This window comes from Blautia schinkii (genome assembly GCF_013304825.1).
In the GTDB taxonomy this organism is placed as follows: Bacteria; Bacillota; Clostridia; order Lachnospirales; family Lachnospiraceae; genus Blautia_A; species Blautia_A schinkii_B.
This window is the reverse complement of the sequence record NZ_JAAWUO010000019.1, coordinates 56,301-73,965: the sequence shown is the minus strand read 5'-3', so window position 1 is coordinate 73,965 and position 17,665 is coordinate 56,301. Positions and strand designations below refer to the sequence as shown.

Below are 17,665 nucleotides of genomic sequence, written 5' to 3'. Positions count from 1 at the left end.
ACCGGGATGTCCAGGAACAATTACAGCAATACGCTGCAAAATGGTTTTAATTTCTGCAAACAGCAGAAAACGGCGGTCTTATCGACCGCAGAATTCTCATTGACATTTTGCAACAAGCTCTCCGGCATTTGCTTTCACATCATCGGAAACAAGCCCCGGGAATTCCTCTTCCAGTTCATTCAGGATATTAAGAATATCTTCTTTTTCCTGATCGGTGCTGATAACAACCTCGCAATAGTTGATTTTCTCCATACCTGCCACTGAGGTTTCCAGCTGCATAATATAATCCACATGCGGATTCCCATATAATCGGATCAGCTCCTCCTGCGACCTTGCTTTCATCTTAAAGTTCAATACATATTTCAGGTTCCGTTTCATACTGTAATTTTTGTCAGTTCCGAGTATGCTGTCCACAAAAATAGATAGTGGATTTCTTCCCTCCATGGCAGCCGTTGTTGTTGTCATTCCGGACCAAATTTTACAGAGCTTAACGGATCTGTAATGCCCTCTTTTGTTACAGAAAAGGCGATCGGCGGAAGGACCACTGTAACGTCCCTCTACACCATGAATTTCCGTTCCGAACTGTTCTCCCTGGATCAGTTCTTCCACCATTATATCTGAATTGTTCCGATTGGAATTAAGAAAGCTCTCTACTTCCTCATAGGCGTTCATGACTTCCACTCCGATTGACCCTGCACCTAATGTATCCTTCACAATGACAGGAAAGTTCATTTCCTTAATCCGATAAAAAACATATTCCTTATATACATTTACACTGACACCCGGATTCTTCTTCTCCGCAAGAAACAGCTCATGGTGAATATAGATCTTAAAGTTCTTAAAGATATGGGACTATATAACAACAGTATTATTATTTTTGACAGAGGTTATTATTCAGAAGATATGTTCCGGGAACTTTACTTCTACAGATGGCCTGTAGAACTTAAGTACAAAGAACTAAAAAGCCGTTTTGCCATGGAAGAGTTTTCCGGTGCTACTACAGTATCAATACAGCAGGAATTTTATATAAATATGCTTCTATCGAATCTGGCTTCCCTTATAAAAAATGAAGCAGATGAGGAAATACAGATTTCTGCCAAAAGCACAAATAAGTTCCGTTATCAGGCCAATCGTGCATTTATCATTGAACGGATTAAAAATATTGTTCCTAAAATACTCTGCGGACTGTTTGAGCTTTCAATTATTGAACAGTTATATATAGATGCTGTACGTTGCAGATCACAGCTCCTGCCCGGAAGGTCATTTCCAAGGAAGAAATTGAAATCCAAGGGACGTTCGCATTTCCGAAATAAAAAAGTTTCTTTTTAAAATAGAACCAGCATTCATCAATAGGCTTATTTAAATGCGGTCATTTTTATAAATCTTCTGGTTTCCAACAAAACAGCAACTGTTTTCTGTCATAAACCGATTTATTTTGTAGTTTGCATTGGAGGATATTCACTAATATGCCCTTAAGTTGACGCTCAGACCTTTCTTTTCTTCCAGAAAAGTAATCTGTTCATCATATGTTAGAAATTGCTTTTTCTCCAAGTTTTTCACCACCTCTCATCAATTTTACTAATTGTTTGTATAAATAACGAAAGGCCCCCAAAGGAGCCCTCCGGACTATGGGCTTCTCAAGTTTCCATAGTGCGATCACTAGGTACATCATAGCCTTTCCAAACAGATTTGTCAAAGAGAACATACCCGTTTTAGTTTATGTTCGTCCATGTCAAATAATGCATACAAATATCAGTGTTTTCTTATGTTTTCCCTTAATTATAAGGTTCATGGGAACCATAATTATTCCCAAAGCTGATGTTTATGACGATCGGTTTTCTCATCTTCACTGCCTGCCGTATCAGGTAATCAATCCCCTCCATCAGCTCCGTTGTCCGCGGAAATGAATTTTCCCGTGGATTTCCCATCTTTACCACCAGAAGATCACTTCTATACGCAACGCCTCGATTCACTCCATCCGATGCTCTTCCATTTCCTGCTGCTATTCCAAGAACTGCCGTCCCATGTCCACTGAAATCCCCCGACGGAACAAGGCGCCTGCCTTCGGTTTCCCCGAGTGCAAGCGCCTCATCAATTTCTTCTTTCGTATATTCAGTTCCTAATACATAGTTTTCCGGTGGATTTCCAGCTACACTCTGATCCCACAGTCGCAGGATCCGAGTACTGCCATCCTCGTTTCTGAAATCTGGATGGAAATAGTCCACTCCGGAATCCACAATGCCCACCAAAATACCTTCGCCGGTTAAGCCATCGGCTCCATTCTGCACCGGCAAAATGCAGCTTGCCTCCCGCTCTTCAAAGGTCTCAAAGTAGAGTCTCTTGGGCTTTTCTATAAACTCGATCTGCTCTCTGACTGAGTATGCAGCAATTTCCGATTCCGGCAGTGTCACTACTGCATAACCACCAAGCAGCGGGACCACCTGGATCCGCTCACCACCAAGTCCGCTTTCCGGGCCACTGTACTTCACGATCACCTCCCACAGCCTGGTGGTGGGATCATACCCCACATTCAGATTTTCCGATTTCGCCCGCTCCTGCGGCAGGGCATTCATGGCAAGATTAAGAAGATTCTCTATTTTCTGGTCTGGCATAAGGCTTTCATTTCCATTGATACATTTTTTTTATTATATGCAAAGCCTTCAGGTGACATGCTCCCACCACTTAAATCTTACGATTTTGAAGTGGGGGCTTCCTGCTCGATTGCCTTTTAAGGCAAAGCTAAAACAGGCTATCCCCGCGTGTCCCGCGGTTTTGTTTTTATGTTTATCCAGTTACGGATTTTTTTCTTGTGCCGTCAGGCACATTCTTTATAAATCCTTTTTCCTTCTTCCCGAATATTGACTGCTGCATTTACATCCCGGTCCATCCGGTTTCCACATTCACAGACATACACCCGTTCCGATAGCGCCAGTTCCTTTTTCTTATTGCCGCATACACTGCAGATCCTGCTGGATGCAAAATAACGGTCTACTTTTATAAGATATTTTCCGCGCTCTTCCAGTTTGTATCCCAGCATGGACAGAAACTGCCCGTACCCGTTATCCTGTACGCCTTTCCCAAGATGCAGCCCTCTGGACATTCCCTTCAGGTTCAGATCTTCCACGCATACTGCATCATATCTTTCAGCAAGTTCCCTGCTGAGCTTATGCTGGAAATCTTTTCTCTGGTTCTTTATCTTTTCATGACATAAAGCTACCCTTTTCTTCTGTTTCTGATAGTTCCGGCTTCCTTTTTCGCAGTGGGAGAGTCTCTTCTGTTCCCTTGCAAGTTTTTTCTCTGCTTTTCTGTAAAACATAGGATACCCGGCTCTTTCCCCTGTAGAAAATACACACATTCCCCGCATGGCAAAATCGATCCCAAGGAATTTTTCTGCCGGACTTTTTTCCACTGTTTGGTTCTCACAGCAGAACAAAAGACTGGCAAAATATTTCCCGGATGGCTCACGGCTCACAGTTACAGACTTCAGTTTCCAGTCTGATGGGATCTGGCGGTGAAGTTTTATTTTTATGGCGGACATCTTTGGAAGTTTCAGATGGGTATCCTGTAAAAGGATATTCCCGTTTACTGCATTGGTCGTATAAGAATTTCCTGCATGTTTTTTTGATTTATAGCGGGGGAATCCGCAGGATGGTTCCCGGAAAAACTTCCGGAACGCACTTTCCAGATGCAACTGCACATTCGCCAGGGCAAGGGAGTCCACCTCCTTCAGCCAGGGATATTCCTTCTTATATCCGGTAGGTGTGTTCCGGAGCATCTTTTTTTCTTTCTGGTAATAACTGATCTTGTCCGCAAGCATCTGGTTATAGATAAAACGGCCGCAGCCGATTGTCTTCTCTATCTGAACTCTCTGCTCTTTATTTGGATAGATCCTTATTTTTACGGCGCGGTTCATTCTTATCACCCTGGCTTCTCTATATCGCCTGATACATGGTTACAAACTAATTGTTCTTTTTTATTATACTACATTAGAGCTATAAGAACAAGTGTTCTTTCTGTATCATAAGATTTTCTTGAGCAGACATGCTCAGATGTGCAATTCATCTCACCACCTGAAGAGGTGGGAGAATTCTTGCTACATTTGTTAAAGAACCATCATGATCCGCTTACGGTAAGTGATGTTGCAGCCTATGTCGGATTCAGCAAATCATATTTCTCTGCTTATTTTAAAAAGACCCTTGGTTTTTTTGTCAGTGCATTTATTTTGCGCTGTAAGCTGGAGGAAGGTAAAGAATTGCTGCAATACACAAACAAATCTATCAGCACGATCAGCACATTTTTATGCTTCTCCAGCCAGAGCCACTTTCAGACTGCCTTTAAAAAGCAATTCGGAATGACTCCCAATGAATGCAGGCGCATGGGATCATAAATCGTCTTTAGATATCTCAAAATTCCATGGATGTAAAAAGGCATGAGCCTTTTATATGACTCATGCCTCTTCAGCCAAACAGATATCCGTAATCTTATCCGATAATATTATGCCGTTGCTTTTTTATCATCTGTCTTCTCAAGCAGCTTCTTCACGCCCTGGATCGCTACCAGTACACCAAGGATCAGCAGTAATACTGCAAATACAAGCTGTAAGGTGTTTCCAAGATCCAGCCCTGTTGTTACCAGTGCCTTTGAAAGCTTTGTGATGGTCATGCCAAGTGCTGTGAAGGTAACTGCCATCATGAATACCATCGGGATCCAGAGCATGCAGCCCTGACGTTTTGTTTTCTTTAAGAATACTGCGCAGGCTACAAGAGCGAGTACAGATAACAGCTGGTTTGCGGAGCCGAACAGCGGCCAGATTTCTGCATAGCCGACCTTTGTAAGCATGTAGGCAAGTACCAGTGTAATGACTGTTGCAAAGTATTTATTTGTTACTACCTTCAGGAACGGGCTCATGTTTTTCTCATCTGTATCAGAATCAAGGAAAAATTCCTGGAATGACAGACGTCCTACTCTGGCTACAGAATCAAGAGAGGTCAGTGCAAATGCGGATACAGCAAGGTTGATCAGAGTAAATACCAGTGAATGCGGAAGGCCAACTACAGAAAGGAAGTTTGCGATAGCACCTGCAAAAATCTGCGGCTGTGTTGTAAGTCCCTGTGCTGCTGCTTCACCGTCTGCAAAAGATGCAACTGCGATCAGTGCGATGATGGCAAGCATACTTTCCATCAGCATTGCTCCAAAGGAAACAGGAAGCATGTTTTTCTCATTTTTGATCTGCTTGGATGCAGTACCGGAAGATACCAGTGAATGGAAGCCGGAAACAGCACCACAGGCGATGGTTACAAACAGGATCGGGAACATATACTGTCCGTCTACATTAAAGCTTGTAAATGCCTTCAGGTTACAGGACGGATTGGCAACAAATACACCGATAACTGCACCGACGATCATGAAAATAAGCAGATAGCTGTTCAGATAATCACGTGGCTGAAGCAGTGCCCATACAGGAGCGACACTGGCAATCAGGATGTATACAAAAATGATGATATGCCAGGTTCCAAGACTTACATACATGGGGAAATTAAGTCCCAGCACAATTGCTGCTACCAGCAGTAAAATTGCGACTGCAGTGTTGACCCATTTGTTGAATTTTGTATATTTAAGGAAAAATCCAAGTGCAACAGCCTCAAATATAAATAACATGGAAGTGGTTGCAACAGCTCCGTTTGCCGCTACCTTTGTAACTGTTCCTGCATCATTTGCGACAAATCCGTTAAAGGTTCCTGCTACAACATCTGCAAATGCAGCAACAACCAGAATACAGAACAGCCAGCAGAATAAAAGAAATAATTTTTTTCCAAGCTTTCCGATATACGCTTCGATGATATATCCGATGGTACGTCCTTTATTCTTTACAGATGCGTACATGGATGCAAAATCCTGAACAGCTCCGAAAAACACACCACCGATGAGGATCCAGAGCAGAACCGGCAGCCAGCCGAAAATTGCGGCCTGGATCGGTCCATTGATGGGACCTGCACCTGCTATGGATGCAAACTGATGGCCAAATACTACATTTGTATCCGCCGGTACATAATCAACTCCGTCCTCCATTTCGTATGCCGGAGTTTTTGCTTTCGGATCAATGCCCCATTTGTTCTGGAGATAACGGCCATACAGAAGATATGCACCTCCGAGAACTACGATGGCTATGATCATCATTGTTATTCCGTTCATAATATCAACTCTCTTTCCTTTGTGTTATTTTACTTTTATATATAAAAAAGCCCCTGCTATCCTTTCGGATAACAAAGGCGGAATGTTCCGTGGTACCACTTTGTATTATCATATTTATCACTAAATACAACCACTTAGTGCTGTCTCTTCAAACAGCCTCTTCTGTAACGTGAAGACTACGTCCCGGCTTACTTGACCTTTCTATTCAGCGGGATGCTCCCAGGTGATATCACAAAATACCTTCTGCCGCTTCTCACCAGCTGCGGCTCTCTGTGATCCGGTCTGCTTCTTGTGATCTGTCCTGTTCCATGCATTTCTCTTTTTTATTTATCTAATGTTTTACTCCTTTTTTCATAAAAATTCAATAAATAATTTATATATGTTTTACAAATTTACATATGTTTTTTTGTGCATTTTTAAGGTCAAAAATAAAATATGGCGTATGTAACGAAGCCAGATTCCAGCTTTGCTTTACGCTCCTTTTTCCGTCACATACGCCGCATCACCCATTATTCAGAAAATGTATATCTTACCATGTATCCTTTTCCGTCACCGGTTACGATCACGACTCCGCCATCGGGATTCTCAATCTTATCAATGATCGGAAATCTTCCTTTTTCTTTTACAAAAGCTTCCGGGCTCTCGATCTTTGCTTCAACGATCTCCTGCTGAGAATGACGATCGCCGCCACAGGGATTAATGGTTTCAATAATAATCTCATATTCCTTCATACCCTTCACCTCTTTCATTTAGTTCAGTTTTCCGGTTCTTATACTTACATTTTATCGTAAAAATCCCGTTTATGCAAAATGCGTTCTGCACAAATTTCCAGAGGATTTATTGGTATTTTTTACTATGTTCAGAATTTTTTCATTCTACAAAGTGGATCCTGCTCTCATCAAAACGGTCCTGCTGCTTTCTGCCGGGTATCCGTTTCCAGTTTAATTTTGTCAGTCGGACTTCCGTATTCTGGCTTTTGGTCCGCATCTTTCCCTGACAAATTCCTCCGATTATTTTAACACAGTTTTTTACAGACGGACAGACTTCATTTCTGAAAACGTTTATATGACATCATATTCATTCTTTTTCCTGCACATTGATGATAACCTTCATAGTTGTCTCACGGTTTTCATCAATATACTGATAAGCCTTCAGATAATCTTTGAACTTAAATGTCTTTGAGATCAGTGGCTTTAAATGAACCTTTCCAGCATTTACAAGATCAATGGCATCTACATAATCATCATGGCGGTACATCATGGTGCTCTTGATATCCAGCTCATGGTCATTGGCAACAGCAAGGTCAACGGTTGCCATATCCGCAAATACTGCTACCAGTACGATCACGCTGCCCTTTCGCGCATACTGGATGGCCTGTCCCATAGTGATGTTGTTTCCGGCACAGTCGTAGATCACATCTGCCTTATCCGGACCAAACGCATCTACCAGTGCCTCTCCGAAATTTTTCTCCTTTGTGTTTACACAGATATCAATGCCGCACTCTTTTGCTTTTGCAAGACGGAGGTCACTGACATCTGTGATCATAACCTTGGCAGCACCCATTCCCTTGGCTGTCTGTGCAACAAGGTTTCCGATCGGACCTGCACCGATCACTGTGATATTCATTCCCTTTACATCGCCCATCTGCTTCACTGCATGAACTGCAACTGCCAGCGGTTCGATCATGGCCCCTTCCTCGTAGGACATCTCTTCCGGGATCGGTGTTACCTTGGAAGCATCCACTGCAAAAAATTCAGATGCTGTTCCAGTTGTCTGGAAGCCCATAACCTTCAGTTCTTCGCAGAGATTGTATTTGCCATGACGGCACGGATAACAGTGTCCACAGTATACCTGAGGCTCGATGGTTACTTTCTGGCCAACTTTAAAACCTGTCACATTCTTTCCAAGTTCTGTGATCTCACCGGAAACCTCATGGCCCTGTGTCACCGGATATTTGGTAAACGGGTGCTTACCGTGGTATACATGGATATCTGATCCGCAGATACCAATGTTCATGATCTTAACAAGAACCTGGTCATCTCCCACTTCCGGAATATCTACCTCTCTGAAAATAATCTCTCCTGGATTTGTCATTACCTGCTGAATCATATCTTATTTCCTCCTCGTCTATTTTTGTGATTTATTTCGTCTTTATCTTTTATTAATTATTTTATTAAAGTAACTATATTATCATTCCTGTAAACTCATTTGTCAATAGTGTTTCCTGTGTTTCTACTTATTGTACAAATTATCGTTTTTATTTTTATGCACATTGTAAAGCGGACATTCGCAATCCGCTTCGCTACTTGCTCATGAACGCAGTCGCTTCGCGATCTGTCAGTGGAAGCTTTCAACTCCCACTGACATAAGCATCCCCCCTCACCCGCCGCTTAATGCTCCGCGCACTTGAAGCGGGGGAATGCTTATCTGCGTTCAAGCAAACAATACAGTAAAACAGCGATAGAAAAAGCTCGCAGATCCGACACGACCATTTCTGATACATGACAGATATGCGAGCTCAATTCTCATAAATCCATATAACTCTGTATTCTTATATATTCCTGATCAGTTCATAAAAAAAGTGCTTCGCCGCACCGACTGCTGACGCTTCCTTTCTGTAAGTACAGTTCTTCAGATATCGGATATCACAGTCAAAACCGTTGTATTCCATAACCTTTTCCCCGAGAGGAATCATATGATCGGCAAGATATCCACCAACTTCTCCACCAAGGATGATATCCATATCATAAGCCATTCTGAGATTGGAGATCAGCACAGCCAAATGATCCAGATATTCTGCCCACTTCTTCTCTGCTTCGCTGTTTCCGTAGGAAAGTGCCTCCATAAACTGCTCCAGAGTTTCATACCTTCCAGCTGTCAGTGCACTGGCAGCACAGTAGGCATCTGCACAGCCTTTCTTGCCGCAGTAGCACTTCCGTCCACCCGGAACCAGGATCATATGGCCGAACTCTCCTGCTTTCCGGTTCTGCCCTGCAAACAATTTCCTGTCAATACAGAAAGCTCCTCCCAGCGTATTATTCAGCGAAAGATATATGGCATCCTGATACTGGTTAATGTCCTCTGCCAGCATAGCTGCATTGGCATCATTTTCAAAACAGACAGGGCAGGAAAAAGCCTGTTCCAGGAAATTCAAGCTGTAATTTTCGATCTGCAAAGCATGAGACTTCACAACAAGATGCTGCTCCTGACTGATGATTCCCGGAATGGATATCCCGATTCCCAGCAGTTTGTCCGGTTCATCCATATCCCCAAGAAATTTTTTTGCCAGAGAAGCAAGCTCTACACAGTAGGATATCTCCTGTGAAAATTTCATTCTCACACGTTCTGTCTTCTCGATCTCAGACCGCATGTTCACCAGCGTCATCCCTACATGATTGGCAGTGATACGAATACCCATTGCATAGCGGTAACCGGGATTGATCCCGATACTCTTGGCTTTTCTGCCTCCTGTAGAAGCATATTCCCCGGTCTCCATAAGCACTCCGCCTGCCATAAGCTCGTTTACATTGGAAAGCACAGTAGGCATACTCATATTCAGATTTTTGGAAATCTCCACCTTTGAGGTGTCCGTATTATTCATCACATAACTGACGATCCTGGATCTTGTATTATTTTTTTTCTCTGTTTTTGATGCCATATCAAACCTCTTTTATAAACTGTTTTACAAAAGATATGATAGCCTTTCCCTTTGAATTTGTAAAGTATTTTCTGTTGTTGTTCAGCTATAGATCCTCCAGAATCTGTTTCACCAGCTGCCGTGATTCCACAGGCTTTGCGATATGACCGTTCATACCTGATCTGCAGCATTCATCCACACATTCCTGTGCAGTCTGAGCTGTCATTGCCAGAATGATGACCTTCTGCGCATCCGGACGGTTCATAGCACGGATAGTCTTTGCCGCCTGAATTCCATCCATCACCGGCATCATCACATCCATAAGGATCACAGCGAACTCACCTTTGGCAGATGCCTGGAATTTTTCCACGGCTTCCTTTCCGTTCCATGCCTTCTCAACATCAGCACCATGCTCTGTAAGATAAAATTCTGCAATCTCCATATTGATCTCGTTATCCTCGACTAGGAGAATCTTTTTCCCGGAAAGTGCTTTTCCATCGGGAAGAATATCTTTTTCCATGATCTGGTTTTTCTCTTTATCGATCAGGAAAGGAAGGCGGAATGTAAAAGTTGTTCCAACGCCAAGAGTACTCTCCACTTCAATAGTTCCCTGCATCTGTTCAATAAGCTTCTTCACAATAGACATTCCAAGACCGGTTCCGCGATACTGTGTCCTTGCACCGTTCTCTTCCTGATTAAACGGCATGAACAGCTTATTTTTTACAAATTCCTCACTCATACCGATTCCGGTATCTGTAATCCTGAATTCATATACAGCATTTATCCCGTCACTGGAGATCTCTTCGATATAAGTTTCTACTGTACCACCCGGCTTATTATACTTAACAGAATTGCTCAGAAAATTCAGCATGATCCTCTGAAGCTGAAGAGCATCTCCCACAAGAGCAGTATGTTTCACATATCCTCTGCGTCTGCGGTGGAGCATTCCTGTTTCCACCATCTGTGCATCGATCAGTAATGCCACTTCATTAGCCAGTGTTTCCAGATCAAACGGCTCCTGTTTCAGCTTACAGTTGCCTGATTCCAGCTTGCTCATATCCAGCACATCATTGACAAGTGCCAGAAGATGACTGGCAGAAAGCTCCAGCTTTCGGAGACTGTCATCCATTTTTTCTGCATCGTTCCTGTTCTTCTGTATGATATTCAGCATTCCCATAATACCGTTGATCGGTGTACGGATATCATGGCTCATACGGTTCATGAATTCTGTTTTCGCCTTACTTGCAGAATCTGCTTTTTCAAAAGCCTCCTGCAGACGTTCATTCTCCTGCTGTTCCTGTTCATGAAAAGCCGATGTGTTCTTGAACAGTATAATGCCATGTACAACGATCTGTTCTCTGCCCGTACAACTGTCATAAAGCGTATCCCTTGACATGAGCACAGTCTTCTGCAGCCATACAAAGCTTCCATCCTCGCTTTTCTTCCGAAATTCCACTATAATCTGCTTTGCGCCTGTCTCAAAACGTTCAAGAAGTTTCTCCGCAGAATCCACAATACGGTAATTTTCCAGTGTTTCATCGGCAATCTGGTTGCGTTTTTCTTCGCAGTATTCATTATAGGAGCACGGAAGCTCCAGCTCATCCAGAAATTCCAGTATCCCTTTCTGATAAAAAACCTGCTCCATCCTGTCCTCAGTGAGATTTACCATGTAACCCGCCTCTGCAGTTTCCAGAAGAGCGTCCGCATAATTGCTATTCTCCACAATAGACTGACGAAGCTGCTCATAATATCGGGTAAGCCTCACCTTCTCACTGACTGCTTTCTCCTCACAATTCTGGAAATCTTCAAATCCCAGTGCAAAATGGTGGAGCCGTCCATCCTCTGCGCCATTAATAAAAAGTATGGTCATTTTTCCATATTGTACTTTATCCTGTTTATGGTACTGATACGGAATCTCGATCTTTCCGGCTGACTCTGTAAGATTCTCATCCAGATAAGATATCTGCAGCTTTTCCCTGAGTGATCTTCTTGTTTCCCCTGAAGAAAATTCCTCCACGATCTGCTCTACAGCGCCGGAATAGCTGCCGTCCTCTGCAAGGATAAAATCTGCTCCCGCCCGGAGGGTTCTGTATTCATCCAGTCTGGCATTGCAGTACAGGCATGCGGAAAAATCATAGCCCTGAAATTTCAGGCGGTCACGGATCTCCTGATCAACCTTCTGCCGGTCTGCTGCCTCCTGCAGCTTCGCCCGGTTCTTGTCAATGTACATATTTTTGTCCGCATAGCGGAAAAGATCTCTCAGCGTACTTCCCTCAAAATCCACCATACTGGCGTATCCGGCTGCATAGCTGATTGGCATCTCCGGATGTCTTCTGGAATATTCATCTGTATGCTTCCGGATCCCCTGTAGACAATCCCGGATTCCCTGATCATCCAGGCCTTTCAGCACGGCAATAAACTCATCGCCTCCGTCGCGTCCCACAAAATGTTCTCTCGGGACAGCTTCACGAAGAAGGATGGCAAAAGACCGGATGTACTCATCACCTTTCTCATGTCCCAGGTTATTATTAATGGTTCTGAGATTATTAAGGTCAAAAACGCAGACCGCAATGTTCTGTTGTCCTTCGGAATCTGATGCTTCCGTACCATCCAGGATCTCTTCACATTTATTCTTGTTTGGAAGTCCCGTTGCTTCATCCAGATAGACTTTCTTCTGAAGAATCCTGTTCTGAGCTGCAAAACGGAGAGCCCGGATCAGTTCCCCTGCGATCAGGATGATCAGTCCCACGATATCCACGATAACGATCTTCTCCAGCCGATCCAGCGAGGTGGCTTTTTTCTGGGAATAGTCTTCTGCCAGGCCGGTAGCCTCGTCACAGATATGGAAAAACTTCTCGCTCATAGATATGATATCTGTATTCTCATATCCCTTCTCACGGACAAGATCTATCTCCTGTGTCAGTTTCTGGAAATACTCATCCAGTTCAACCATCTTGTTCTGGAATGCATTGTCATCCAGACGCACAAAATTCAGTTCATCACTGCCGTTTTGAAGTCCGTTTATATAAGAAGCAATGGTACCGCGCATCTTATCCTGCGGCTGTCCTGCATTCTCCAGCTTTACCATTCTCTGAGTTCCGCCGCGTACAAATCCTGCATAATTGACAATACGTGCAGTTCCCTGGATCTGTCCAACCATGATCATGATACTGAAAAACAGCACGATCAGTATCACCGTCAGAACTGTCATACCGAAACGCATGATATATGACAGATTTTTGTTTGAACCTTTCTTTGCGTGTTTCATTAAAATTTTCGCTCCGTTATATAATTTTCTTCTTTTTCTGATGTTCCCATTTTAGCTGTAACCCGAACTGTTTTCAACCATTTTGCCTATTTTGTTTTGGATGTTTTTTTAAACATTCATGACTTTCCGCCCGGTCAGTTTCCGGAATTCTCCATTACCAGAAATGATACTGTCAGATATTCTCTTTCATAAGCATTGTCCAGATCAAGGTCAAATATCTCCACTATCCTTTTCAGGCGGTACACAAGAGTATTTTTGTGCACAAAAAGCCTCTTCGCCGTAAGAACCCTGTCACGCTCGCACTGAAGATATACACGCAGGATATGATAAAAATCCGTGGATTTCCGGCTGTCATACTCTCTGAGTCTGTCAAGTGCCGGATGGATGGCAAGTCTTCTTAAAAGAGAATCCCGATACAGGGCGGTCATATCTTCCAGTGCACAGTTATAGTAATCCTTCACTCCTTTTTCCAGTGCTTTTTTGGCCTGCCTGTACTGAATACTCATGTTCCTGATTCCTGCAAAAGGATAACTGCAGTGCATTCGGAAGCCCAGTCTTTTCAGCATATCTGAAAAACGTTCCGGAAACTCTGTGCCGTATCGATTACCGGATTCTTCAAACCTCCGTTGCTTTACCGGAACTCCACAGACAATATTCCCATTCCCGCTCTCCCCATCCTGACAAAATACGATCTCAGGAAAATAACTGCACAGGGCCCACATCTGATATCCGTAATTCCGGCCACCTGCATCATCTTTTTCCAGGATTGCCACAACACCTGGCTGTGACGGCTCCCAGCCCTGCATCTGATAAAATGTCCGGAAACCATTCTCATCCAGATGTCTTCCCTGAAGAAAATCCCGAAAAAGGCTCTGTACCACCGTTCCCTGCTGTTTTCCTGAATCATGGCCTGCCACAAGGCAGAGAGCCTGCTTCAAAATCTGTGCCAGATGTTTCTGATACTTTCGGAATTTTTCCTGACTGACGATCGTCAGCTGACCTGTCAGCTGATGTTCACTGTTCTCCTGACTGATCATCATAGACCATGGATAGCTGTCTGTATATTCTTCATAAAAAATCTCACAGTCCCATTTCTGAGGAAGCATTTCCATATACTTTCCCTTCTGCATCTGCACAAGTGAATCTACAGATAATGTACCGATATCCCAGAAATCATCCCAGTTCCGGTTGACACTGCCCTTAGGATACTGTCTGGAAAACGCAGTTACCTGAAGACTGGTATCAGTAAAAAATACAGGCCCGAAAATATCCCTGCACGCATCTATGATCACCTGCTCCGGGTTCTCCTGCTGAAAGGCTGCAAGCATGGTCTGCTCCCATTTCTGATAATAAACAAAAGCATCCATCACCATATCAAAAACATCCTCCAGTTCTTCTGTCCGAAGGCTGATAACATCCTTCCTGTGCACCAGCAGAACTTCTTTATCCTGCGAACGCTGAAAAAAATCTCCGGTACGACCAATATAAAGATAATCCGGATCCGGTGTCTTCTCATAGGAAAAAAGCCGGATTCCTGCAATGGTAAGTTCATCGGAAACAATGGTAGATACAGGTTCATATTTTTGTATCCACTGCTCGATAATATCCATGCTCAGCTTCATACTCTATATTTTCGTCTGTGCAGACGAATTTCCTCCTTTTTTTCTTCGTATCTGTGTTTTCCCTGGATATATACGAAAAATAATTGTCTGATATAATCAAAGTATAGTTGAAATATACAAAAAATCAAGAAAGAGGTGTTTATTGTTATGGAAGATAGAAAGAATTTTGATGCAAGTTCCTCATGGTTCGCAACCAATGTCCGTGCAGCCGAAAAGGATGCCCCTGCTGTCGAAAAATTTGCCAAACGTATCCAGCTGGTAGAGGATGCCACCGCTCTGAAAGAGCCGGAACGTATTCCGATGTGTCCGATGCTTGGTGCTCTTCCCTACAATCTGGAAGGCTCCTCTTATAAGGCTGCCATGTATGATTTTCCTGCCGCATCGGAAGCTCTGATGAAATTCTATCAGGAATTCCAGCCGGACGCAGCCACACATACAGGTTTCACCAGCGGAAAGGCCAATGAGCTTGCCGGATCGACCATGATCGACTGGCCGGGACGTCCCGGAACCAGTGTTCCTGATTTTTCCACCCATCAGGTTATTGAGAATGAATATATGGATGACAGCGAATATCCGGAACTGCTGAAGGATTTTACAGGCTTTATGCTCCGCAAATATATCCCGAGAGCCTTTCCTGCACTAAAGGGACTGTCTGATATCCGCTTCGTTCCGTCTATTGTGCTGAATACCACCCCGCTGGCTTCCCTTTATTCCAGACAGGCACAGGAGGCTTTTTCTCTGCTTGCAAAGATCGGGGAGGAGGATGCAAAAGCAGCTGACGCTTCCAACGCAGTTTCCAACCGTCTTGCTGACCTTGGATTCCCGCCTATGTTTACAGGTGCAGGTGAAGCTCCTTTTGATATCATCGGTGATTACTACCGTGGAACTCTGGCTACCCTTACTGACCAGCTTGAATATCCGGATGAACTGGAAGCGGCCTGTGATCTGATGGCTGATATCCAGATTGAATCCTGGCAATATTTCCGCAGTGTCCCGCTTCCTGTGAAACGTGTTTTCTTCCCACTTCATAAAGGTATGGATGGTTTCATGAGTCCGGAACAGTATGAGCGTATCTACTGGAAACCTCTCAAAAAATGTATGCTTGCCCTGATCGATATGGGTGTTACTCCGTATATTTACACAGAAGGCCGCTACAATACCCGTCTGGAACAGCTGGCTGATATACCTAAAGGCAAGGTCATCTACCATTTTGAGACTGCAGATATGGAACGTGCCAAAAAAATCCTCGGCGGTACTGCTGCAATCTCAGGCAATCTTCCGATCTATATTCTGGAGCATGGCACAAAACAGCAGGTTATTGATGAAACAAAGAAGCTGATCGATATCTGTGCACCTGGCGGCGGATATATTTTTGACACAAATGGCTGTATTGATAATGCCAAACGTGAAAACCTGGAAGCAATGTTTGAAACCTTGTATACATATGGACATAAATAAAGGAGGCGTTTCTTATGCTTACAATTCGTGAAAACTTTATGGAAACTATCAGGGGCGGTCATCCGGATCGTTTTGTAAAACAGTATGAATACCAGGAATGGATCAATGACCCTCTGTTTCCGATCTATTTCGGAAATATCATTCCCGGCGGTTCATAATATTGTCATTTTACATGTTTTTTATTGCTTTATGTATAATCCAGATTTATAATAAAAGATACAAAAAAGTACAAAAAATCCTACATGGAAATAAAATTCTGGAGGGAATATTATGAACGAAGAACTTTTTAATGAAGCGTCAAGATCCAATGTCCTTTCTAAGAAGCTGGTAGATCAGCTGCAGGAGAGCATGAGCTACAGCAGCATTTCCTTTATCAACTGGACGATCGAGGTTCTGAAACTGTTGAAAGCCCGTATTGAACGCGGAGATAAGCTCACAGATGAAACCACAGGTGTTACCTATGATCTTCAGTCCTTCCGTAAATTTGTGGAGGATAATTTCTCTGATTACATCACAGGCCAGGTATTTGCAGTATCCTTCAGAGCGCAGAAGGTCTACTTCTCCCTGGAGGCCTGTCCGGGCGGCTATAACCTTATCATGGCAGATGATGGCAACCAGAAGACCTACCGCTGGATCTCCAGCCTCAGTAAACGTTTCTCACTGGTAGAGATGATCGCTACAGGAATCGTATATGTCAAAGATAACCGCACGGATACCTATCAGCCTTTCATCTCTGAGAATGGTAAATACTGTAAATATAATAAAGACACAGGAATGATCGTGGAACTGTAAGTAACAGACAGGGGAATCTGCACATGGCAGATTCCCCTGAAATTTTTCTCAGATTTCCTTCAGAAAATCAAACGGCTCCTCATCTTTCAAAAAGTGCATAAGCATATATGCACACATAATAGCCACTCTTTCTTCCTTCAGGATTCTTCGTACTTCATCTCTGTCAGCGATGATAACTTCGATTTCTTCGCTGTCTTCCTGGGCTGCTGCGCTGATTTCACCACTGGCGTAGCCATAGACGGTTGCACAGGATTCATCTGTCATTCCGATGGTTGTAAAATACGGCTTCTCAAAAGCTTCTGCAACCTTGATCGGCTCAAGCTTCAGGCCTGTCTCCTCGTAAAGCTCTCTGGCTGCGCCCTCATGAAAATCTTCCCCAGGTTCCACCAGACCTGCCGGAAACTCATAGATATACCCGCCGATAGTATAACGATACTGACGAATCAGAACTACCTTGTCATGCTTCTCTCCATAAACACTGTAAATAATCACACCATCCGGATTATTTTCCCCTGTGGACAGCTTCATATCTTCCACATCCTTCGCTCTGGAAGCCACAAAATACGAAACCTGCGTATTGTGAACACTGGTTGCATCCACTCCGTAAAGATTCACGAATTTATTATCTGTAAGTTTTTTTACACTGTTGATCTTACCCATCTCAGAAAAACTCCTTCCAAAATATTCTCTTTTACA

The 17,665-nt window shown here is 43.5% G+C and carries 15 protein-coding genes; 5 read left to right on the top strand and 10 right to left on the bottom strand.

Features of this window, described 5'->3' with window-relative positions; translation table 11 throughout:
* Window positions 1–96 precede the first annotated feature (96 nt).
* Window positions 97–732, bottom strand: a complete 636-nt coding sequence (locus HFM85_RS13865; RefSeq protein WP_119246513.1) for a hypothetical protein — start codon at window positions 730–732, stop codon at window positions 97–99.
* An 81-nt stretch (window positions 733–813) separates the two neighbouring features.
* Between HFM85_RS13865 and HFM85_RS13860 the strand changes: the two genes are divergently transcribed.
* The gene (locus HFM85_RS13860; RefSeq protein WP_173738808.1) at window positions 814–1,329 is read left to right on the top strand and encodes a hypothetical protein; all 516 of its coding nucleotides are present in this window, start codon (window positions 814–816) and stop codon (window positions 1,327–1,329) included.
* Window positions 1,330–1,775: 446 nt separating this feature from the next.
* Here the strand turns inward: HFM85_RS13860 and HFM85_RS13855 are convergent, their stop codons facing one another.
* Window positions 1,776–2,612, bottom strand: a complete 837-nt coding sequence (locus HFM85_RS13855; RefSeq protein WP_173738807.1) for a S8 family serine peptidase — start codon at window positions 2,610–2,612, stop codon at window positions 1,776–1,778.
* A 203-nt stretch (window positions 2,613–2,815) separates the two neighbouring features.
* Window positions 2,816–3,913 carry an RNA-guided endonuclease TnpB family protein gene (locus HFM85_RS13850; protein WP_179976618.1) on the bottom strand — a complete coding sequence of 366 codons (1,098 nt, stop codon included), beginning with the start codon at window positions 3,911–3,913 and terminating at the stop codon, window positions 2,816–2,818.
* A 177-nt stretch (window positions 3,914–4,090) separates the two neighbouring features.
* On the opposite strand from HFM85_RS13850, the gene HFM85_RS13845 reads away from it, so the two are divergent.
* Window positions 4,091–4,387: a helix-turn-helix transcriptional regulator gene (locus HFM85_RS13845; protein ID WP_179976617.1), complete on the top strand. Its 297-nt coding sequence runs from the start codon at window positions 4,091–4,093 to the stop codon at window positions 4,385–4,387.
* Between the two features lie 107 nt (window positions 4,388–4,494).
* On the opposite strand, the gene HFM85_RS13840 is transcribed toward HFM85_RS13845, so the two are convergent.
* The 6 genes from HFM85_RS13840 to HFM85_RS13815 all read right to left on the bottom strand — a co-directional run bounded on the left by HFM85_RS13840 (window position 4,495) and on the right by HFM85_RS13815 (window position 14,719).
* Window positions 4,495–6,192, bottom strand: a complete 1,698-nt coding sequence (locus HFM85_RS13840) for a carbon starvation CstA family protein (RefSeq protein ID WP_173738804.1) — start codon at window positions 6,190–6,192, stop codon at window positions 4,495–4,497.
* A gap of 509 nt (window positions 6,193–6,701) precedes the next feature.
* Window positions 6,702–6,923, bottom strand: a complete 222-nt coding sequence (locus tag HFM85_RS13835) for a hypothetical protein (protein WP_015526212.1) — start codon at window positions 6,921–6,923, stop codon at window positions 6,702–6,704.
* A gap of 346 nt (window positions 6,924–7,269) precedes the next feature.
* Window positions 7,270–8,301, bottom strand: coding sequence for a zinc-dependent alcohol dehydrogenase (locus tag HFM85_RS13830; protein WP_173738803.1), 1,032 nt, complete (start codon window positions 8,299–8,301; stop codon window positions 7,270–7,272).
* 442 nt (window positions 8,302–8,743) lie between these two features.
* Window positions 8,744–9,850 carry an ROK family transcriptional regulator gene (locus tag HFM85_RS13825; RefSeq protein ID WP_173738802.1) on the bottom strand — a complete coding sequence of 369 codons (1,107 nt, stop codon included), beginning with the start codon at window positions 9,848–9,850 and terminating at the stop codon, window positions 8,744–8,746.
* Window positions 9,851–9,935: 85 nt separating this feature from the next.
* Entirely contained in the window at window positions 9,936–13,097 is a 3,162-nt protein-coding gene (locus tag HFM85_RS13820; protein WP_173738801.1) for an ATP-binding protein, read from the bottom strand.
* 134 nt (window positions 13,098–13,231) lie between these two features.
* Window positions 13,232–14,719 (bottom strand): PucR family transcriptional regulator, encoded by a 1,488-nt coding sequence (locus HFM85_RS13815; protein ID WP_173754690.1) that lies wholly within the window; start codon window positions 14,717–14,719, stop codon window positions 13,232–13,234.
* Between the two features lie 147 nt (window positions 14,720–14,866).
* Between HFM85_RS13815 and HFM85_RS13810 the strand changes: the two genes are divergently transcribed.
* The 3 genes from HFM85_RS13810 (at window position 14,867) to HFM85_RS13800 (ending at window position 16,969) form a co-directional block, all read left to right on the top strand.
* The gene (locus HFM85_RS13810; protein WP_173738799.1) at window positions 14,867–16,177 is read left to right on the top strand and encodes a uroporphyrinogen decarboxylase family protein; all 1,311 of its coding nucleotides are present in this window, start codon (window positions 14,867–14,869) and stop codon (window positions 16,175–16,177) included.
* 14 nt (window positions 16,178–16,191) lie between these two features.
* On the top strand, window positions 16,192–16,335 hold the full coding sequence (locus tag HFM85_RS13805; protein WP_173738764.1) for a hypothetical protein: 144 nt from the start codon (window positions 16,192–16,194) through the stop codon (window positions 16,333–16,335).
* Between the two features lie 112 nt (window positions 16,336–16,447).
* Window positions 16,448–16,969 (top strand): hypothetical protein, encoded by a 522-nt coding sequence (locus HFM85_RS13800; protein ID WP_173738798.1) that lies wholly within the window; start codon window positions 16,448–16,450, stop codon window positions 16,967–16,969.
* Window positions 16,970–17,017: 48 nt separating this feature from the next.
* On the opposite strand, the gene HFM85_RS13795 is transcribed toward HFM85_RS13800, so the two are convergent.
* Window positions 17,018–17,629, bottom strand: coding sequence for an NUDIX hydrolase (locus tag HFM85_RS13795; RefSeq protein ID WP_173738797.1), 612 nt, complete (start codon window positions 17,627–17,629; stop codon window positions 17,018–17,020).
* Between the last annotated feature and the right edge of the window lie 36 nt (window positions 17,630–17,665).